Origin of the sequence: Haloarcula sp. CGMCC 1.2071, from assembly GCF_037078445.1 — an archaeon.
GTDB lineage: Archaea > Halobacteriota > Halobacteria > Halobacteriales > Haloarculaceae > Haloarcula > Haloarcula amylolytica.
The window spans coordinates 693,549-709,750 of record NZ_JAYMGY010000001.1 but is presented as its reverse complement, the minus strand read 5'-3'; the positions used below and the strand labels follow the sequence as shown (position 1 = coordinate 709,750).

The window sequence follows — 16,202 nt, the reverse complement described above, 5'->3', positions numbered from 1 at the left end:
ATCTCGGAGACTCGTATATAAATACAGTATTTGGGTGTACTCCCTCGAAAGTCGGTGGGTTTAGCTACTACTTAGAACGTATCCAGTGATAGGAAACCGATAGTCGATATCCCTCGTTTAGAGTAACAGTAGTACATCCATTATTGAGATAGGGACCGCGTCAGGGGCGTGGTACTATATAGTACCACACGGTGTAAGATAGCGTTGGAACGTCGTTCACTCATGATGAATGATACGTATAGTGGCTATTTATCAAACAAAACCTAGAACCGGCATCTATGAGATGAAAGCCGGAACTCGTGTCTACTCGTTCGTGTCGCGGGACCGAAACACATGCTCGAAACGCCTTCCAGACATACTTCCAGTACCCTCCTGACTAGTCTGTGCTGTTCTGCAATCACTGGCCAAGGACGGTGCTATTGTCGAAATACGCTGTTTAATTACCGCTGTCACAATACTGTACTACCGTTCACCTTTTCTGAACACTGCTGTTACGAATAGGTAACGTTCAGCTCGATGACGTTGGCGACTTCCAGCACCTTCTGTGGGAGTTCCTCGCGGAACCGATCGCCACGGAACCGATTTGTCGGTCCCGAAACGCTAATCGCACCGATGATTTCGTTATCGTGGTTGAGCACTGGGGCAGCGACACAGCGGAGCCCTTCGAGACGCTCTTCGTCGTCGAAAGCGACGCCGCGGTCCCGGACGTCCGCTAGCTCTTGCTCCAGTTCCGCTCTACTACTGATCGACTTGCTGGCCTCCCCGCCGAGTCCGTGGCGGTCGACGATCGCATCGACCCGTTCGGTCGACATATGTGCGAGGATCGCTTTTCCCAGCGCTGTCGTATGAAGCGGAACGCGTGTTCCGACGTGGGCCTTGACCTGGACAGCTTTGTCTCCCCGAGCACGGTACAGGTACGACCCGCGGCCGTGTTCTTCGACGAGAATATTCGCGAGTTCGCCGGTTTCTGCGGCCAACCGATCGACCTCTGGCTTCGCGATCCCGAACAGTTTCTCCCGGTGGCGGGCGTATGCCCCCAGCTCCAGAAACCGGAGCCCTACCTCGTACACACCGTCCCTGTTGACAACGTACTCCTCCTGTTCCAGCGTGCTCAGATAGTTGTGAACCGTGCTCTTCGGGATGTCGAGATGCTGGGCCAGTTCGGTGACACCGGCCCCGTCGAGGTCTTTCAGTGCGTCAAGCACCTCGAACGTCGTCTCGGCGGATTTGACTGGGTTTTGAGCGGTCTTTGCCATACCCGGTCATGGTACGCCCTCGTATTAAACAGTTGTTCAAACATCTGGGACAGAGCGGTGACCTCGATGCCACACCGGTTTCTGTCACGACATATCGATGGCATATCACCGCACACAGACACGTACGTTCCGGCCGATTGTCGCAAGTAGAGATACCCATAGAGCGTGTAGGCAACCGACGGGTGCCAAAACTCTGTCGGGACAAATCCTCACAGCAGACCGACACACAGGCACGCAATCGGAACCAGTCGAGGGCCGAGTGGGGTATCACGCTGTGAAACCCCATGCGAAGGGGTTCCCAGAGAGACCGCGGCCCCGCTCCCGGTTCACTAGCCGCTCAGACGACCGTGACGGGATTTTTCAGCGTTCCGATAGACTCGATGTCGATGGTGACTTCGTCCCCTTCCTGCAGCGTAAAGTCGTCGTCGGGAACGAGCGAGGTCCCGGTAAGTAGCACCGATAGTTCGGGGACCGCGTTGTGTGCGGTGTAGTACGAGACGAGTTCCTCGCAGGTGCGTTTCATCTCGCTGGTGTTGGTCTCCCCGTGGTAGACACGCTCACCGTCGCGGTGGATCGACATCGAGAGCGCCAGCGAGTGTGGGTCTTCGATGTCCGTGACGACGGCCGGGCCGACCGAACAACAACGGTCGTACACCTTGGCCTGAGGGAGGTACAGCGGGTTCTCCCCCTCGATAGACCGACTGCTCATGTCGTTGCCGACAGTGTACCCGACGATTTCTCCCTCGTAGAGAACGATCGCAAGCTCGGGCTCGGGCACGTCCCAGTCCGAGTCGGCCCGGATACCGACTGCTTCGTTGGGGCCGACAGTCCGATTGGGCGTCGACTTGAAGAAGATCTCCGGTCGCTCCGCGTCGTGCACGTACAGATACATCTCCGGCGTGTCGCTTTCCTCTGTCCGCGCTTCTTCGCTGATCTGGTACGTAACGCCGGCGGCCCAGACTTCGTCGGCAGTGACGGGGTCGGTAGCATCGGCTTCGAGTCGCTGCTCGGACACCGCTTCAGCGGTATCGAGATGGCGGGCACTGAGTTCGTCCGGTGCAGTCTCCGCAATCGAGGCCGACTTGAGGAGGTCACGGAACGTGCGGAGTTGCGGTTTGACGCTGGTCAAATCGTACACACCGTCCCCAGTTTCGACCGCTAACCGCTGTGAGTTCCCGTCGCGTAGCTGGTAGTATCTCATACAGAGTAGCAAACTGCAACAATACATCAATCTTGCGCTGCCAACGGCTTATTTTCTGCCTGTCGCAAGGGGACACAGACACTAGCTGTGGAGGGCATCAGTTGGAGAGCATCAGTTACCGGCGGTAGACATATAGTCGGTACAAACGGCACTTTTCACAGAGATACACAAGAAACTCCCTTCCGTCGGTCGGTAATCCATTTCCCATCAGGCGAACTGCCGTTCAGTAATACGGAACATCACGGATGACAGACGTACATACGTTATTCTGGTGTCCCAGTGAGTCTGTCGTGAGAGATGGACCTCTATCGAGCCACAGATCACGTCCGAAGTTGGACTTGAGTTCCCTAAGTACCACGTAATCTTCTAATTACGCTCATTCTCTTGCCGAATAGCACATATATAGGATGTACTTATCAATATCTAACTTCATATGCCCTAATATAGGCCTATCTGTGTAACTCCTCACTTAGGTGCCTGAAATATGCGGACGGTGTCCCGCTTCCCATCCATCGAATCCACTTCAGTAAGTCCACAGTCTGTGAACACCGCGTTCCAGTCCCGATAGTACAGCGGGACGTTGTCGTCGACGTAGTTTACTTCACCCGGGTCGCCGCCCTCGTTCTCGACGGTGATCAGCAGGTCATCGACGATACGCGCCAACTCCTCGAACGCCCAGTCCACGTCCGGGTGGAGGTGCTGCAGCGTCTCGACGGAGAAGACGACGTCGTACGCGTCGTCCGCGACATCCGTGACGAACTCCTCGATAGCCATCGCGTGGAACGAACCGGTGGCCGCAAGGTCGGGGTACGTCTCGGCGAGGACATCTAACGCGTCGGCGTTGATGTCGACCCCGGTCAGATCCGAGTAGCCAGCGTCAGACAGTGCAGCGAGGTGCCGCCCGGAGCTACACCCGACCTCGAGAATAGCCGCGTCCTGCTCGACGTGCTCCGCAAGTATCGACTGCACTAGCTCACTCGTCTCGTCCGCTCCATAGTAGGCATAATACGCGGGGGAGTATTCGCCGGACCGGTCGGCCCACTCCTCGCGGATGTCGGTAGAGTCCACGGTCAAGTCGGGAGGGGAAGACGGAAAGTTCTGCCGGCTCGGTCGCAGCGTCGGTGATTCGACCGAAAGACGCAACAGCCACCCAGGCGACCGATATGCCATGGTCTGGACAGTGATGCCGGACTTCGAGGGGTACGACGAGGCCCGCGATCAGTTCGACTGGGACCTCCCGGCGTCGTACAATCCGGCGGTCGATTTTCTGCAAAAACACGACGACCCCGACAGGGTGGCGCTCGAACAGGCATACCCCGACGGGCGGCGCGAGCAGTACACGTTCCGCGAACTGGACGAGCTATCGGACAGGCTCGCCGCGGGGCTGGCCGGGCTCGGTGTCGAGGCCGGCGACCGGGTCGGCGTCGTCGTGCCACAGAAGCCACAGAACCCGATCACACACCTGGCGAACTGGAAGCTCGGAGCCGTCTCGGTTCCGCTGACGGTCCTGTTCGGGACGGACGCACTCCGGTATCGGCTGGACGACGCCGGCGCGACCGCCGCGGTTATCGACCCCGCCGTGCGCGACGATATCGATGCAGTCCGGGACGACTGTCCGGCGCTGGAACACGTCGTCGAGATCGAAACCGACGCACCGGCGGGCGATGTCCACGCCTTCGAGGATGTGCTCGCCGCGCCGGAACACACCGATATCGAACCCTACGAGTCCACGCCGGACACCGATACGGCGATACTGTACACGAGCGGGTCGACGGGGCCGCCGAAAGGCGTCCGTCACGCACACGCGCTCTGGCTCGGGCGAGCCGCAGCCGCGTACAACTTCTTCGATCAAGGGCTGGGACCGGACGCGACGGTCTGGACGCCCGCGGACTGGGCCTGGGGCGCGGCGCTCGGGGGGACGCTCTTCGCGACGTGGCACCACGGCGGAACCATCGTCGGCTACCCCGCCTCGGGGTTCGATGCCGAGGAGGCGTTCAGCCTGCTTTCTGAGTTCGGCGTTACCCGGTCGTTCATGCCGGCTACCGCCCTCCGAATGCTGATGGACGTCGAGAACCCGACGGCGGCGTACGACCTGGCCATCGAGACGTTCGCCGTCGGTGGCGAGTCGCTGACGCCCGAAATCGTCGACTGGGTGGCGGAGACGTTCGACTCCGTCACCATCAACGAGTTCTACGGCCAGACGGAGCTGAACCTCGTCGTCGCCAACAACTCGAACTGGTTCGACACCCAGCCCGGCAGCATGGGTAAGCCGCTGCCAGGATACGATTTGACGATTCTGGACCCCGACGCCGCCGACCGCGGCGTTGCTGAGCCGCTCTCGACCGGCGTACTCGGCGAGATAGCGCTGCGACCCCACGACCGTTCGGTGTTCTTCGACGAGTACTGGAACATGCCAGACAAAACCGCAGCCAAGGAGGTCGAGGGCTGGTTCGTCACCGGTGACCTGGCCCAACGGGACGACGACGGCTACGTCTGGTTCAAATCGCGCAAGGACGACGTCATCATCACCAGCGGCTACCGCGTCGGCCCGATGGAGGTCGAGAGCGCGATTCTCGAACACTCCGACGTGGTCCAGGCGGGCGTCATCGGCGTGCCCGACGACACGCGCGGCGAGATCATCAAGGCCTACGTCGAGGCAGCCGAGGACGCGCCGAACCACGATACGCTCCGGACAGAAATCCGGTCCGTCGTCAGAGAGGGCCTCGCCGAGTACGAGTACCCTCGCGAGATCGAGTTCGCCGATATGTTGCCACAGACGACCAGCGGGAAGATCCGGCGGAAGGAACTGCAGGAGTGGAACGCCGACGACAGTGCTGCCGGCGGGCCACCGTAGTCTCCAGTGTGGCTCTCGGTAGTCATAGAGCGTCCGAAACCAGTTGTGTATGATGGATACTGTCGACTTCAAAAGGTAAGTTGGGAGCCGATATGCAAAGTTGTGGTGTGAAAAGACCATAATCGATAGAAAATAGAGATTCCAGTCCTATCTGCTGTTTTTGGTGTTTACATTCTAAATATACAGAGCTAAATCTGAAGGACATATCTAAGACACCCCTTCATTGGTGTCCCTCTGTAGTGTGTTGGTCAACCATAAGCCGGGAGCGTGGTCCAGCGGATGGTGGACCGCGGTCGTCAACCTCCGTTGACCGGCACCCGAGCGACGTACAGATTGCGTCGATAGCTTTCGGAAAACGCCTGCAATACGGCTGCTCGGGGAAATTAAACGCAGGTATGAATGGAACGGACAGCCAGGATGGCCCGGCGTTCGGACGCGGGTAATCCCGTTTGCCTCCTCCACCCCGCGACCCCACGAGCGACGGGTGTTCGATGGTCCGCTGCTCACTTCCGTGCCTGGCGGAGTGCCATCGTTTAACCACATGGGCGCACCCCTGCAGGTGCGACCACGCGGACCGCCGTCCCCGTGGGACGAGGCTTCCACGTTAGCTTACGGGGTCCACGTCCGTCAGACCGGACGCCCCCGGTGTTCGGTCCCCGCTCAAGACCACAGTGCGGGCGAGGAGGGGGGCCTAGCCCCCCGACCTAGTCCATCTGAAACTCCGCCGCCGCCCCATAAGGGCCTTTCGGATGCGCCCACAGACCGCTGGACGACGCGCCGGTGGGCAGACCGGCCTACAGCAGGTCCAGCGCCCGGGCGAACCATGTCCCACCGAGCGGGATGAGCGCACCTGCGAGGACGACACCCCAGCGGTGGTACTCCATCAGTGTCGACTCAGTCAGTCCCAGCACGAGGCTCTCGGGAACGGTGACTGCCCAGAGGACGCTGAGGGCGACGATGAACACGCCCATGCCGATGCTGGCCCCCGCCGCGACACTCGGGTCCGACCGACCCTCGCGGCCGGCCGCCAGCACGATGATACAGACGAGCGCGAATACGCCCGGTAGCAGCGGGGATAGCGCCCCTGAACTGTAGTACGCCCCCACGGCACTGGTCGTCTCGACGAGGCCGTACGGGACCGCAAGTGCAAGGAGATACAGAACGCAACCGACGATGCCGACAGCCGGAGCGAGCCGTAAGTCGTCCATACCGTTGCTCGGTCCGGCGGCGTCATAACAGCGACGTTCGAGCGAAACGAGGAAATGTCGCCTCTCCGTAACCGTGGCTATGGGACTGGGTTCCACCGCGAAAAAGATACAGAAGGTCGCCGACATCGCCGAGGACCTCTACAAGAAGGTCAACGAGCTGAAGTCGCAGCTGGAGGACCTGCGCAGCACCGTCGACGAGACGAACACCCGCGTCGACGGGATGGAACAGGAACTGGCCGAACAGCGCGCACTCATCGAGGCACTCGCCGAAGAACGAGGCGTCGACACGGAGGCTGTCGTGGCCGAGGTCGCTGCTGACACCGACTCCGACACGGCTGAAGCGGTTTCGGAGTAATCCCGTGACTGCGGTCCCATGGCGCGGCGGAACCGGTTGGTTTAAACCATAACGTCATCATACCATTGTACGTAGGGCGCTTAGCTCAGCTTGGACAGAGTGCTTGGCTTCGGACCAAACCGTCGGGGGTTCAAATCCCTCAGCGCCCGTGATTTCTGTGCGAACGACAGTGAGCGGTGAGGAGCGTCGGCTGCGGGATTTGAACCACGCGAGACGAGCGAGAGCGAGTCTCGCAGTCGGGTGCAAATCCCGCAGCGCCCATCGCAGATCTTCTCCACCCAAACCGTCCGACAGCGGCGGCTTAGTTCTGCCAGTGAACGGAATGGACTTACTGTCCCGAGGTGACGGAGGCCGCGACCGAAGCACGAGTATGGCGATACCGACACGGTAGCCAGATACCCCGGCCATTTACAGCCAAAATACGCTACTGTGCGGTTCAGTCGTCGGCCGGCTCCACGACGCCGTCGAGTCCGGTCATCTCCAGCCCGCCACCGATGGTCCGGTTCGGGTACGGCATATTGATGTCCTCGGCATCGAAGCGTTGCTTGACTGCCTTGACGTATTCAGCGCGCGTCTTGACGAAGTCGGACCGACTCGGGTTCTTGATCCAGATACGGGACTGCAGTCCGACGGAGGAGTCACCGAGTTCAACGAGGCGAACCGATGGCTCGGGGTCGTCCATAATCTCCGGGTGTGCCCTGGCCTCGTCGAGAATGATTTCAGTCGCCTCGTCGATGTCGTCGTCGTAGTCGATACCGAACACGAACTTCAGTCGGAGTTGCTCCTTGGCGACGGGGTTCTTGATGACGCCATCGGTCAGATTCGAGTTCGGCACGGTCAGCAGTTCGTTGTCGAAGGTCCGGACGCGGGTAACACGGAGACTAATGTCCTCGACGACGCCGGAGTTGCCGTCCCACTCGATCCAATCGCCGATCCGGAACGGCTTGTCGGTGTAGATGAACACGCCGGCGACGAAGTTCTGGATGACGTCCTGCATCGCGAAGCCGATGGCAAGCGTCGCCGCGGCGGCGATGGTCGCCAGCGACTGCAAAAAGTTCCCGTACTCGGCCATCCCGAAGGCGACGGAGATGGCGACGAACACGATACCGATGCTGACGATTTTCTTCAGCGGCCGCCGAGCGTGGGTATCGAGGTCCCGGGACTTGAGCGAGCGGTCGACGATGGGTATCACGATCGCCTTCCCTATGATGTAGACGAGGACGAAGACGGCGACGAAAACCACCGCTGAGGCGATGGACCCGGCTGCTGGCACACCGAAGCCATCGAGTAGATCGGCGAGCGGTTGGACCTGCATCATTTCTCGAACACCGCGGTGTGGCCCCGCACCTGAATCACCTCAGCGTTGACCATCTCGGCCAGATCGTCGGCGAGTTCCTCGGCGGTTGTGCCGCCCCGGGACGACCGGAGGAACTTGACCTTCACGAGGTCCGTGTTTTCCAGTTGGTCGTCGAGTTCGTCCGCTACGGATTCGATGCCGTGTTTGCCGACGCGGAGCGTCGCGTCGAGGTCGTGTATCCGCGACTGTCGAGAAGAGTCACTCATGTACACCGTTTAGCCAGGACAGCCCCTTAAAACCAGTAGTCGTAAAGAAACCTCAGTCGTACGGATAGCGGGACTGTGCCCCACAGTCACACGTAATGACGACGTGGCCGGACTGGGTCCGGGACCGGGCGTTGTGTCCGTGCAGCAGGTACGTGTCGCAGGCGTCACACGTCGACCGCTCGAACGACCGCGGCAGGCGCAGGCGGTGGCGTTCGGCGACTCGGCGAGCCCGGCGGACGTACGACCGGGCGCGCTCTTCATTGCCGGCCTGAACGGCCTCGCGAGCGAGCGACTGGAGGCGCTCGATCCGCTCGCGGGCGATGGTCGCCTCGTCCGTCATTGCCGGTACTGTGTCGGCGGCGGGAAAATGCCTTCCGAACGAGCTAGCAATTGTCGACGCACGGTTTGGTAGCTTTGTGAACAGCTAGAAAGCCCCGAGACGCTGGGCTACTGCGACTCTCACGGCTCGCTTCGCTCGCCGTTCGAGTGGTCGCGGCGCGGAGCGCCGCGCACTCGCTGCGCGCTTCTTCGCTCCCTACCGTCGCTCATGCAGTGCTTGCTTCGTCTCGAACGCCCAGCGTCTCGCCCCTTTCAGTCCCACCTGTGACTGTTCGACCAGCCGACACGGGTGGGACTGAAAGGGGCCGCGCTATCGACGAACCCCGGTGAAGCAAGCACTGGACTGCGTGAACGGAGTGAGCGAGGGAAGCGCACAGCGAGCCGCGGGAGTCGATAGCGCGGGGGCTTTCTGGCTGTTCTGAACGTTTGTTTGGTAAGTAAACGCTTCTAATCACAGCCCCACAGGTGAAGTCGATAGGATTTTCGGCCCGGCCGGAGAGCCCCGAGACGTGCGCGTCCTGAACTATCTCGAACTGGCCGACCGCCTCGACCGGTCGGGCATCGGCACCGCCGTTGACCACCAGCGGGCGGCGCTGTCCGAGACCGACATCGAGGTGGAGACGACGCCCTGGCAGGAGGGCCATCCGGCGTGGGCACTGGGTGGCAATATCGCCTTCAACGACCCGGTGTTCCGCGAGTTCGACATCGCCCACTGCAACATGATCGGACCCGGCTCCGTCGCCGTGGCGCAGCACGCGGCGCAGGCGGACATCCCGCTCGTCCTGCACGCTCACGTCACCCGCGAGGACTTCCGGGACAGTTTCCGCGGGTCGAACCTGGTCGCGCCGGCGCTGGGCCGCTATTTGAAGTGGTTCTACTCCCAGGCCGACCTCGTGCTCTGTCCCTCCGAATACACGAAGAACATACTCGAATCCTATCCCGTCGACGCGCCCATACGGCCGATGTCGAACGGCGTCGACATCGACGCGCTGGCGGGCTACGAGGACCTGCGCGAGGACTACCGGCGGCGCTACGACCTCGACGGAATGGTCGTCTTCGCCGTCGGCAACGTCTTCGAGCGCAAGGGGCTGACGACGTTCTGCGAACTCGCCCAAGAGACGGAGCACGACTTCGCGTGGTTCGGCCCCTACGACGCCGGGCCACAGGCCTCCAGGACCGTCTCGCGGTGGGTGAACGACCCGCCCGAGAACGTGACCTTTACCGGGTGGATCGAGGACATCCGCGGGGCGTTCGGGGCCGGCGACGTGTACCTGTTCCCGACGAAGGCCGAGAACCAGGGCATCGCCGTGCTGGAGGCGATGGCCTGCGGGAAGGCGGTCGTCCTCTCGGACATCCCGGTGTTCCGGGAGTACTACGAGGACGGCCACGACTGTCTCATCTGCGCGGACGAAGCGGAGTTCCGCGAGGCGCTGGAGCGCCTCGCCGAGGACCCCGACCTGCGGGAGCGACTGGGCGAGAACGCCAAAGAGACGGCCAAAGAGCACAGTCTGGACCGGGTCGGCCGGCGGCTGGTCGAGACGTACGAAGAACTGGCCTGAGCGGCCTTCGAAGCGGATAGTTGTTACGCCGAGAGCGGCTCCTTATCGACTGACACCGTCGGCGAGCGCCGCCAGACAACTGCGACCAGCGCCGCGCCCACCAGCACCAGCGTGCCGGCGACGGCGAACGCGAGCAGGAAGTCGTAGCCGCCGAGCCAGCCGCCGAGTACCGACCCGAGACCGCTTGCCAGCCCGGAGATAGCGGTGTACAGCCCGAGCGCCTCGCCGCGAATCGCCGGCGGCGCGAGCTGGGTGACGACGCTGGCCGCGGTGACGGCGATGACGGCCCAGGCGACGCCGATGAGGACGAACACGATGCCGTTGACCGCTGTGCCGACGAGTGTGACCGGGAGGAGCAGTCCCACGACGGCAACGGCCGGGTGGAGCGCCGCGCGGGCCAGCAGGCTCCCCACCTGAAGTCCACTCGGGTCGTACCGCTCGGCGAGCGAACCGGCGCGGTCGTACCACAGCGCCGAGCCGACGCTGGAGACGAGATACAGCGCGAAGACGAGTCCCGATTCGTAGCCGAGCGTCCGGGAGAGATACAGCGGTAACGGCCCCCAGAACACGCCGAAACCGACGAAGAAGGCGACGACGGCCCCGAAGTAGATGGTCAGCGAGGGGGAGAACCGGGCCGCGACTTCTCGGGGGTGTATCGACCGCGTGAGCCAGTACAGCCGCCCCTGACCGACCGGGAACGTCGCACTCCGGACCGGGAGCCGACGCGACCGGGCGATGGCCCGCGCCATCCGACTGGCCCGCGGACGGTCGAGTTCGTCGGGGTCGGACGGCAGCCACTTCGCCGCGAGAAACGCCGACAGGCCGACGGCGGCCGCACACAACCACAGGAGCGACTGCTGAGCGGGGATCTCCCCAAGCGGTCCCGAGAGCAGCGTCGTCCACACGAGGCCGAGGACTAACCCGCCGGCCCACCCCCAGCCCTGGTAGCGGTTCAGGACAGCGAACCGCGCCGGCCAATCTCGCTCGACAGTTCCGGCGGTGACAAGCAGCGTCAGCACCGGCGCTGCCGCGCCGGCCGCGAACCACAGCAGGCCGTTGCCGACGATGACCAGCCACGGCTGTTCGGTGAGCGAGACGAGCAACAACGCGGAAGTCGCCAGCCCCAGTGCGAGGAGGACGAGCGACCGCCGCTTCCCCGTTTTGTCAGCGACGCGTCCGAAGATGAGTGCGCCCGGCGCACCCGCGGCGGCGGCCACCCCGGCGAGGACGCCCAGCATGAACGTCTCGCCGCCGATGGCGACGAAATACAGTGGAACGAGCAACGAGCCCGCGCCAAACGCGACCGATGCGATTGCCCAGGCGTACAGCCAGCCGTCCCGATCCATTACCCCAACTGTGCCACGGTCCCCCAAAAGAACTCTGGCACCCGCCAGCGAGTGACAACTGTCTGACTTATGGTGTGCCAATGGCAACGGTTTAAGGCCTGGTCCTGCTACGCCGCGGCGATGACACTGCCGCACGTCGCGACGTTCACCGACACGTACTTGCCGACCGTCAATGGGGTGACCTACACGGTCCAGACGTGGCGGGACCGCTGGCGCGACCGCGGCGGTCGCATGGGCGTGGTCTATCCGAAGAGCAATCACGACCCGTCCGAGAACGAGTATCCGGTCCGGAGCCTTCCGTTCCCATTCTACGAGGGGTTTCGCCTGGGCATGCCACAGATACCGAAGGGCGTCCGGGACGCCGAACTGGTCCACGCCCACACTCCGTTCAGCCTCGGGATGGCGGGCCAGCGACTCGCTGGTAAACTCGATATCCCGTTCGTCGCGTCGTATCACACGCCGACGAGCGAGTACGCCGAGTACGTCTCCTTCAACGGCGCTGTCGAGTCAGCGGTCCGCTCCAGCGCCGAGAGCTACGAACGCTGGTTCCTGGGCCGAGCCGACACCGTGATCGCGCCAAGCGAGCGCGCGGCGACTCACCTCCGAGAGGCTATCGGCCTCGATACGACGGTGACGGTCGTTCCGAACGGCGTCGACACGACCGTGTTCGAACCGGTCGACACGGCCGACTTCCGGGACCGCTACGACCTCCCCGATAGCCCTATCGTCGGCTACACCGGCCGCCACGGCTACGAGAAGTGCTTGGAAGACATCATCACGGCCTGCGAGGGGTTGGACGTGACTGTCGTGTTCGGCGGTGACGGCCCGGCCCGTGAATCACTCGAAGCGACGGCCGAACACAGCGACGTCGACGTGCGCTTTCTCGGCTTTCTGGACCGGACGGAACTCCCCGAACTGTACACTACCCTAGACGTGTTCGCGTTCCCCAGTCCCGTCGAGACGCAGGGTCTGGTCGCCCTTGAGGCCAACTGCTGTGGCACGCCGGTTGCGGGCGTCGACGCCGGCGCGCTCAGCGACACCATCGAGGACGGCGAGACCGGCTACTCCTACGACGAGGGCGACATCGACGGCTTCCGACGGGCTATCGAGCGCGTGCTGGACGATCAGGAACGGCTTCGGGAGCGCTGTCTTGCCCGGCGAGGCGTGATCAGCGTCGAGCACGCCATCGACAAACTGGCCGACGTGTACGACAGCGTGCTGTAGCGCTTGCCGGCCCAACTCAGGCCCGCGAGTGCGACCAGCCGATACCGAAGGCCAGCCCGTTCAGCGTCCCCAGCGCCAGGCCGAGATAGAAATCACCCAGCGAGACGGCCAGTATCAGGCCGGCCCCGATTCCCAGTGCCAGCCCCTTCAGGACTGTCGGCCAGTGGAGCCAGCTGAGTCGCCCCTCGGCGTCGTCGCTCATACGCTCTCTCGGGCCGCCGGCGAGTAAACTGTACCCCTTCGTCACGATTGCCCGCGCCGGTCGAGGGCGGACTGTCGCTCCGCCAGTGCAGCGATACGGTCGTCGGCGTCTGGATGCGACCCGGGCAGGACTCGTTCGGTGATGCTGTGCCACCGGTGGGCGAGCCGTTCGGCCCGTCCGTTCGGTGCGGTCTGCTCATCGGCCGTAATGGCGTGTGGAACCACACAGAGCTCTCGGACGCCGGTCTCGGCGGTCCGGATGTCCGTGTCCGGGCGCTGGTCGTCTGTCAGCGTCTCCAGCGCGCTGGCGAGCGCCGCCGGGGAGCCACAGATGGCGACACCGCCCGCGTCCGCGGCGTACTCCCGAATCCGCGAGAGGAGTCGGTAGCAGGCCGTGCTGGCGAGATACAGCGTCGCCGTGACCGGTATCGCGATGACAGCGAAGAGCAACATCACGAGGTGGATGTTCCCGCCAGCGACCCACGTCCCGTCCTCGTCGTCGCCGCCGAGGAACCAGTGGCAAAGCACCGAATACTGCAGTGTTCTCCCGAGCGTGCGAGTGAACAGCGCGCAGACAGTCGGGAGGAACGCGGCCGCAGTCATGACGAACGCGTCGCCGTTCTTCAGATGGGCCAGTTCGTGAGCGATGACGGCGTCGAGTTCCGCGTCGTCGAGGTGGTCGACGAGCGCCGTGGTCACGAACAGCGTCTGCTCGCCGGGCCGGCTGGCGACGTAGCTGTTGGGCGTTTCGGAGTCGATGACTGTCACGTCCGGTGTGGCCATATCCGCCGTCTGTGCAAGCCGAGCCACCCGTTCTCGGAGGCGGTCGGCGGTTTCGCTGCGCCGTATCTTCGCCCGCATCGCGTCGACGGACTCGGGCTCAGACGCCGGGGACTCGGTCGCAGTTGTTCCGGAATCCCGGAGCGTCATCCGGTAGCCGTAGATGGACTGGACGGCGAGGACGAGCGGCGTCCCGACGAGGACGACGGGCCACAGCGGCACGATGTCGAACCCCATCGTCCAGAACAGCGTCCCGGTATCGTAGCCGACCAGCGGCAGGAGACCGAACGCGACGTGGCCCAGCACGTACGCGACGGCGACAGCCACGGCGTCGAAGGCGACGAGCACCACTACGAGCGCGAGGAGGCGTGCGCGGAGGGACCACGTAGTGGACGGAAGGGGAGCCATAATTGTTCGTTCGTTATGACGAACAAAAAGCGTACGGGGCTGCTCGGATTCGGCCTCAGGCCAGTGCGCTGCCGGCCCGGATAATCTCTCGTTCGACGACCACCTTTTTCTGCGTCGGGTTCGCGTCGCCGCAACGCGGCTCGCGAACCGCTCCTTGAAAAACGTGGGCGAAAAAGCGCTCGTTCGCTCCTCGCTCACTCGCGTGCCTATGCTAGTGCACTGCCGGCCCGGATAATATCTCGTTCGCCAAACGCCGGTCCGACCAGTTGCAGCCCCACAGGTAGCCCGTCTCCGGTCTCGCCGGCCGGAACCGAGATAGCCGGAAGGTTCGCGAGGTTCACCGGGGTCGTGTTGGCGTCGGCCAGATACATCGTGAGCGGGTCGTCCAAACTCTCGCCGCGTTTCATCGGCGGGACGGGCATCGTCGGCGACGCGAGGACGTCGGCGTCCTCAAGCGCCTCGTCGAAGTCCTGCTTGACCCAGGCGCGGGCGTCCTGTGCCTTCTTGTAGTACTTGTCGTGGTAGCCCGCCGAGAGGGCGTACGTTCCGAGGAGAATCCGGCGCTTGACCTCCTCGCCGAAGCCCTCCTCGCGGGCGTTGGCGAAGGACTCGTTCCAGTTGCCGTCGTAGCCGCCCGATTGCCCGTATCGGACGCCGTCGAACCGCGCGAGATTCGAGGAGGCCTCCGACATGGCGATGACGTAGTACGCCTCGACGGCGTGTTCGACCGAGGGGAGGTCGACCTCGTGGTAGCTCGCGCCCTGGGCTTCGAGGTCGTCCATCGCGTCCCAGAACGTCTCGACGACTTCCTCGTCGGCCCCGTCCAGCAGTTCCGTCGGAACGCCGATAGAGAGCCCGTCGATGTCGCCGTCGGCGGCCGCCGCGTAGGAGCCGTCGCTCTCGGGCGCTTCCTGCGTCGTCGCGTCGTGTTCGTCCGGTCCGGCGATGACGTCCAACAGTTCCGCGGCGTCCTCCACGGACGGCGCGATGGGCCCGATCTGTTCGAGGCTGTTGGCGTAGGCGACGAGGCCGTACCGAGAGACCAGCCCGTAGGTGGGCTTGATGCCGACGACACCGCAGAAGGCGGCCGGACAGCGGATGGAGCCACCGGTGTCACTGCCGAGTGCGAGGTCAGCATCGCCAGCAGCGACGACGGCGGCCGAGCCACCGGAGGAACCGCCCGGCACGCGGCCCTCGGCGACGGGGTTCTCGACGGGGCCGTATGCGGACGTTTCGGTGGTCGTCCCCATCCCGAACTCGTCCATGTTCGTCTTGCCGGGGATGGTCGCGCCGGCGTCTTTCAGCCGCTCGACGACCGTCGCGTCGTACGGCGGGACGTAGTCGGAAAGCATCGCCGAGCCACAGGTCGTCCGGACGCCCTCGGTAGAGATGTTGTCCTTGACCGCGACGGTCTTGTCCGCCAGCGGGCCGTCGTCCGCGCCCTCGATGGTCTCGTCGGTGACGTAGCCGTTGTACGCCGTCATCTACGACACCTTCGGCCCTTTGAACTGTCCTTCTTCGGTATCACTGGCGTTCCGGAGCGCTTCCTCCTGCGAGAGGCTTTCGCGTGTCTCGTCGGGGCGCATCACGTTCGAGAGGTCGGCCTCCCGTTCTGTCTCTGGGACGTCGTCGAGCGCTTCGAACGCGTCGAGGATGTCGCCAAACTGCTCGGTGAACCGCTCGATCTCGTCGTCTGCGAGGTCGACACGGGCGAGGTCGGCGACGTGCCGGACCTCCTCGGGATCGACGGCGGGGTCGCTCATGTCGGGCCGGAGTGCTGGATGCGCGGTAAGCGTTTCGAAACACCGGGCAGATATATAGCATAGTTAATAATTGTGGAAGTGAATACACAAGAATTGCCAACTCTTGTTTCCCCTTCGGAAAATTGGACTTCTGAAACGGACAAAA

The 16,202-nt window shown here is 63.3% G+C and carries 16 protein-coding genes, 1 tRNA gene and 1 other RNA gene; 5 read left to right on the top strand and 13 right to left on the bottom strand.

Annotated elements, in window-relative coordinates; all coding sequences use genetic code 11:
• Positions 1 to 491: 491 nt before the first annotated feature.
• The 3 genes from VI234_RS03730 to VI234_RS03720 form a co-directional block, all read right to left on the bottom strand.
• Entirely contained in the window at positions 492 to 1,256 is a 765-nt protein-coding gene (locus VI234_RS03730; RefSeq protein ID WP_008313236.1) for an IclR family transcriptional regulator, read from the bottom strand.
• A 337-nt stretch (positions 1,257 to 1,593) separates the two neighbouring features.
• On the bottom strand, positions 1,594 to 2,457 hold the full coding sequence (locus tag VI234_RS03725; RefSeq protein ID WP_336329272.1) for a fumarylacetoacetate hydrolase family protein: 864 nt from the start codon (positions 2,455 to 2,457) through the stop codon (positions 1,594 to 1,596).
• Positions 2,458 to 2,922: 465 nt separating this feature from the next.
• Positions 2,923 to 3,525 carry a class I SAM-dependent methyltransferase gene (locus tag VI234_RS03720; RefSeq protein ID WP_008313233.1) on the bottom strand — a complete coding sequence of 201 codons (603 nt, stop codon included), beginning with the start codon at positions 3,523 to 3,525 and terminating at the stop codon, positions 2,923 to 2,925.
• 100 nt (positions 3,526 to 3,625) lie between these two features.
• Here VI234_RS03720 and VI234_RS03715 point away from each other — a divergent pair, with 100 nt between their 5' ends.
• Positions 3,626 to 5,311 (top strand): acyl-CoA synthetase, encoded by a 1,686-nt coding sequence (locus tag VI234_RS03715; protein WP_336329271.1) that lies wholly within the window; start codon positions 3,626 to 3,628, stop codon positions 5,309 to 5,311.
• Positions 5,312 to 5,713: 402 nt separating this feature from the next.
• Here VI234_RS03715 and ffs read toward each other — a convergent pair.
• Positions 5,714 to 6,026, bottom strand: an RNA gene (ffs, locus tag VI234_RS03710) — signal recognition particle sRNA.
• Positions 6,027 to 6,105: 79 nt separating this feature from the next.
• Entirely contained in the window at positions 6,106 to 6,519 is a 414-nt protein-coding gene (locus VI234_RS03705; protein ID WP_008313228.1) for a DUF7548 family protein, read from the bottom strand.
• A 79-nt stretch (positions 6,520 to 6,598) separates the two neighbouring features.
• Here VI234_RS03705 and VI234_RS03700 point away from each other — a divergent pair, with 79 nt between their 5' ends.
• Both VI234_RS03700 and VI234_RS03695 read left to right on the top strand, forming a co-directional pair.
• Complete coding sequence (locus tag VI234_RS03700) at positions 6,599 to 6,874, top strand: DUF5798 family protein (RefSeq protein WP_008313225.1); 276 nt, start codon at positions 6,599 to 6,601, stop codon at positions 6,872 to 6,874.
• A gap of 74 nt (positions 6,875 to 6,948) precedes the next feature.
• Positions 6,949 to 7,023: transfer RNA gene (locus VI234_RS03695), tRNA-Arg, on the top strand.
• A 287-nt stretch (positions 7,024 to 7,310) separates the two neighbouring features.
• On the opposite strand, the gene VI234_RS03690 is transcribed toward VI234_RS03695, so the two are convergent.
• From VI234_RS03690 to VI234_RS03680, 3 genes are read right to left on the bottom strand one after another with little or no spacing between them, the layout of a single operon-like run.
• Complete coding sequence (locus VI234_RS03690; protein ID WP_336329299.1) at positions 7,311 to 8,189, bottom strand: mechanosensitive ion channel family protein; 879 nt, start codon at positions 8,187 to 8,189, stop codon at positions 7,311 to 7,313.
• Positions 8,189 to 8,437 carry a YhbY family RNA-binding protein gene (locus tag VI234_RS03685; RefSeq protein ID WP_008313216.1) on the bottom strand — a complete coding sequence of 83 codons (249 nt, stop codon included), beginning with the start codon at positions 8,435 to 8,437 and terminating at the stop codon, positions 8,189 to 8,191. The genes VI234_RS03690 and VI234_RS03685 overlap by 1 nt, the downstream gene beginning before the upstream one ends.
• 52 nt (positions 8,438 to 8,489) lie before the next feature.
• Positions 8,490 to 8,777 carry a ribonuclease P protein component 4 gene (locus tag VI234_RS03680; RefSeq protein ID WP_004591847.1) on the bottom strand — a complete coding sequence of 96 codons (288 nt, stop codon included), beginning with the start codon at positions 8,775 to 8,777 and terminating at the stop codon, positions 8,490 to 8,492.
• A 508-nt stretch (positions 8,778 to 9,285) separates the two neighbouring features.
• Between VI234_RS03680 and VI234_RS03675 the strand changes: the two genes are divergently transcribed.
• The gene (locus tag VI234_RS03675) at positions 9,286 to 10,335 is read left to right on the top strand and encodes a glycosyltransferase family 4 protein (protein ID WP_336329270.1); all 1,050 of its coding nucleotides are present in this window, start codon (positions 9,286 to 9,288) and stop codon (positions 10,333 to 10,335) included.
• Between the two features lie 23 nt (positions 10,336 to 10,358).
• Here the strand turns inward: VI234_RS03675 and VI234_RS03670 are convergent, their stop codons facing one another.
• Positions 10,359 to 11,681, bottom strand: a complete 1,323-nt coding sequence (locus tag VI234_RS03670) for an MFS transporter (RefSeq protein ID WP_336329269.1) — start codon at positions 11,679 to 11,681, stop codon at positions 10,359 to 10,361.
• 120 nt (positions 11,682 to 11,801) lie between these two features.
• On the opposite strand from VI234_RS03670, the gene VI234_RS03665 reads away from it, so the two are divergent.
• Entirely contained in the window at positions 11,802 to 12,905 is a 1,104-nt protein-coding gene (locus tag VI234_RS03665; protein WP_008313206.1) for a glycosyltransferase, read from the top strand.
• A 16-nt stretch (positions 12,906 to 12,921) separates the two neighbouring features.
• Here VI234_RS03665 and VI234_RS03660 read toward each other — a convergent pair whose 3' ends face one another.
• The 4 genes from VI234_RS03660 to gatC form a co-directional block, all read right to left on the bottom strand.
• Positions 12,922 to 13,107: a hypothetical protein gene (locus VI234_RS03660; protein ID WP_008313204.1), complete on the bottom strand. Its 186-nt coding sequence runs from the start codon at positions 13,105 to 13,107 to the stop codon at positions 12,922 to 12,924.
• 41 nt (positions 13,108 to 13,148) lie between these two features.
• Positions 13,149 to 14,294: a M48 family metallopeptidase gene (locus VI234_RS03655; protein WP_049943104.1), complete on the bottom strand. Its 1,146-nt coding sequence runs from the start codon at positions 14,292 to 14,294 to the stop codon at positions 13,149 to 13,151.
• A 206-nt stretch (positions 14,295 to 14,500) separates the two neighbouring features.
• Entirely contained in the window at positions 14,501 to 15,778 is a 1,278-nt protein-coding gene (gene gatA, locus VI234_RS03650) for an Asp-tRNA(Asn)/Glu-tRNA(Gln) amidotransferase subunit GatA (RefSeq protein ID WP_008313199.1), read from the bottom strand.
• Positions 15,779 to 16,057: an Asp-tRNA(Asn)/Glu-tRNA(Gln) amidotransferase subunit GatC gene (gene gatC / locus VI234_RS03645; RefSeq protein WP_336329268.1), complete on the bottom strand. Its 279-nt coding sequence runs from the start codon at positions 16,055 to 16,057 to the stop codon at positions 15,779 to 15,781.
• Between the last annotated feature and the right edge of the window lie 145 nt (positions 16,058 to 16,202).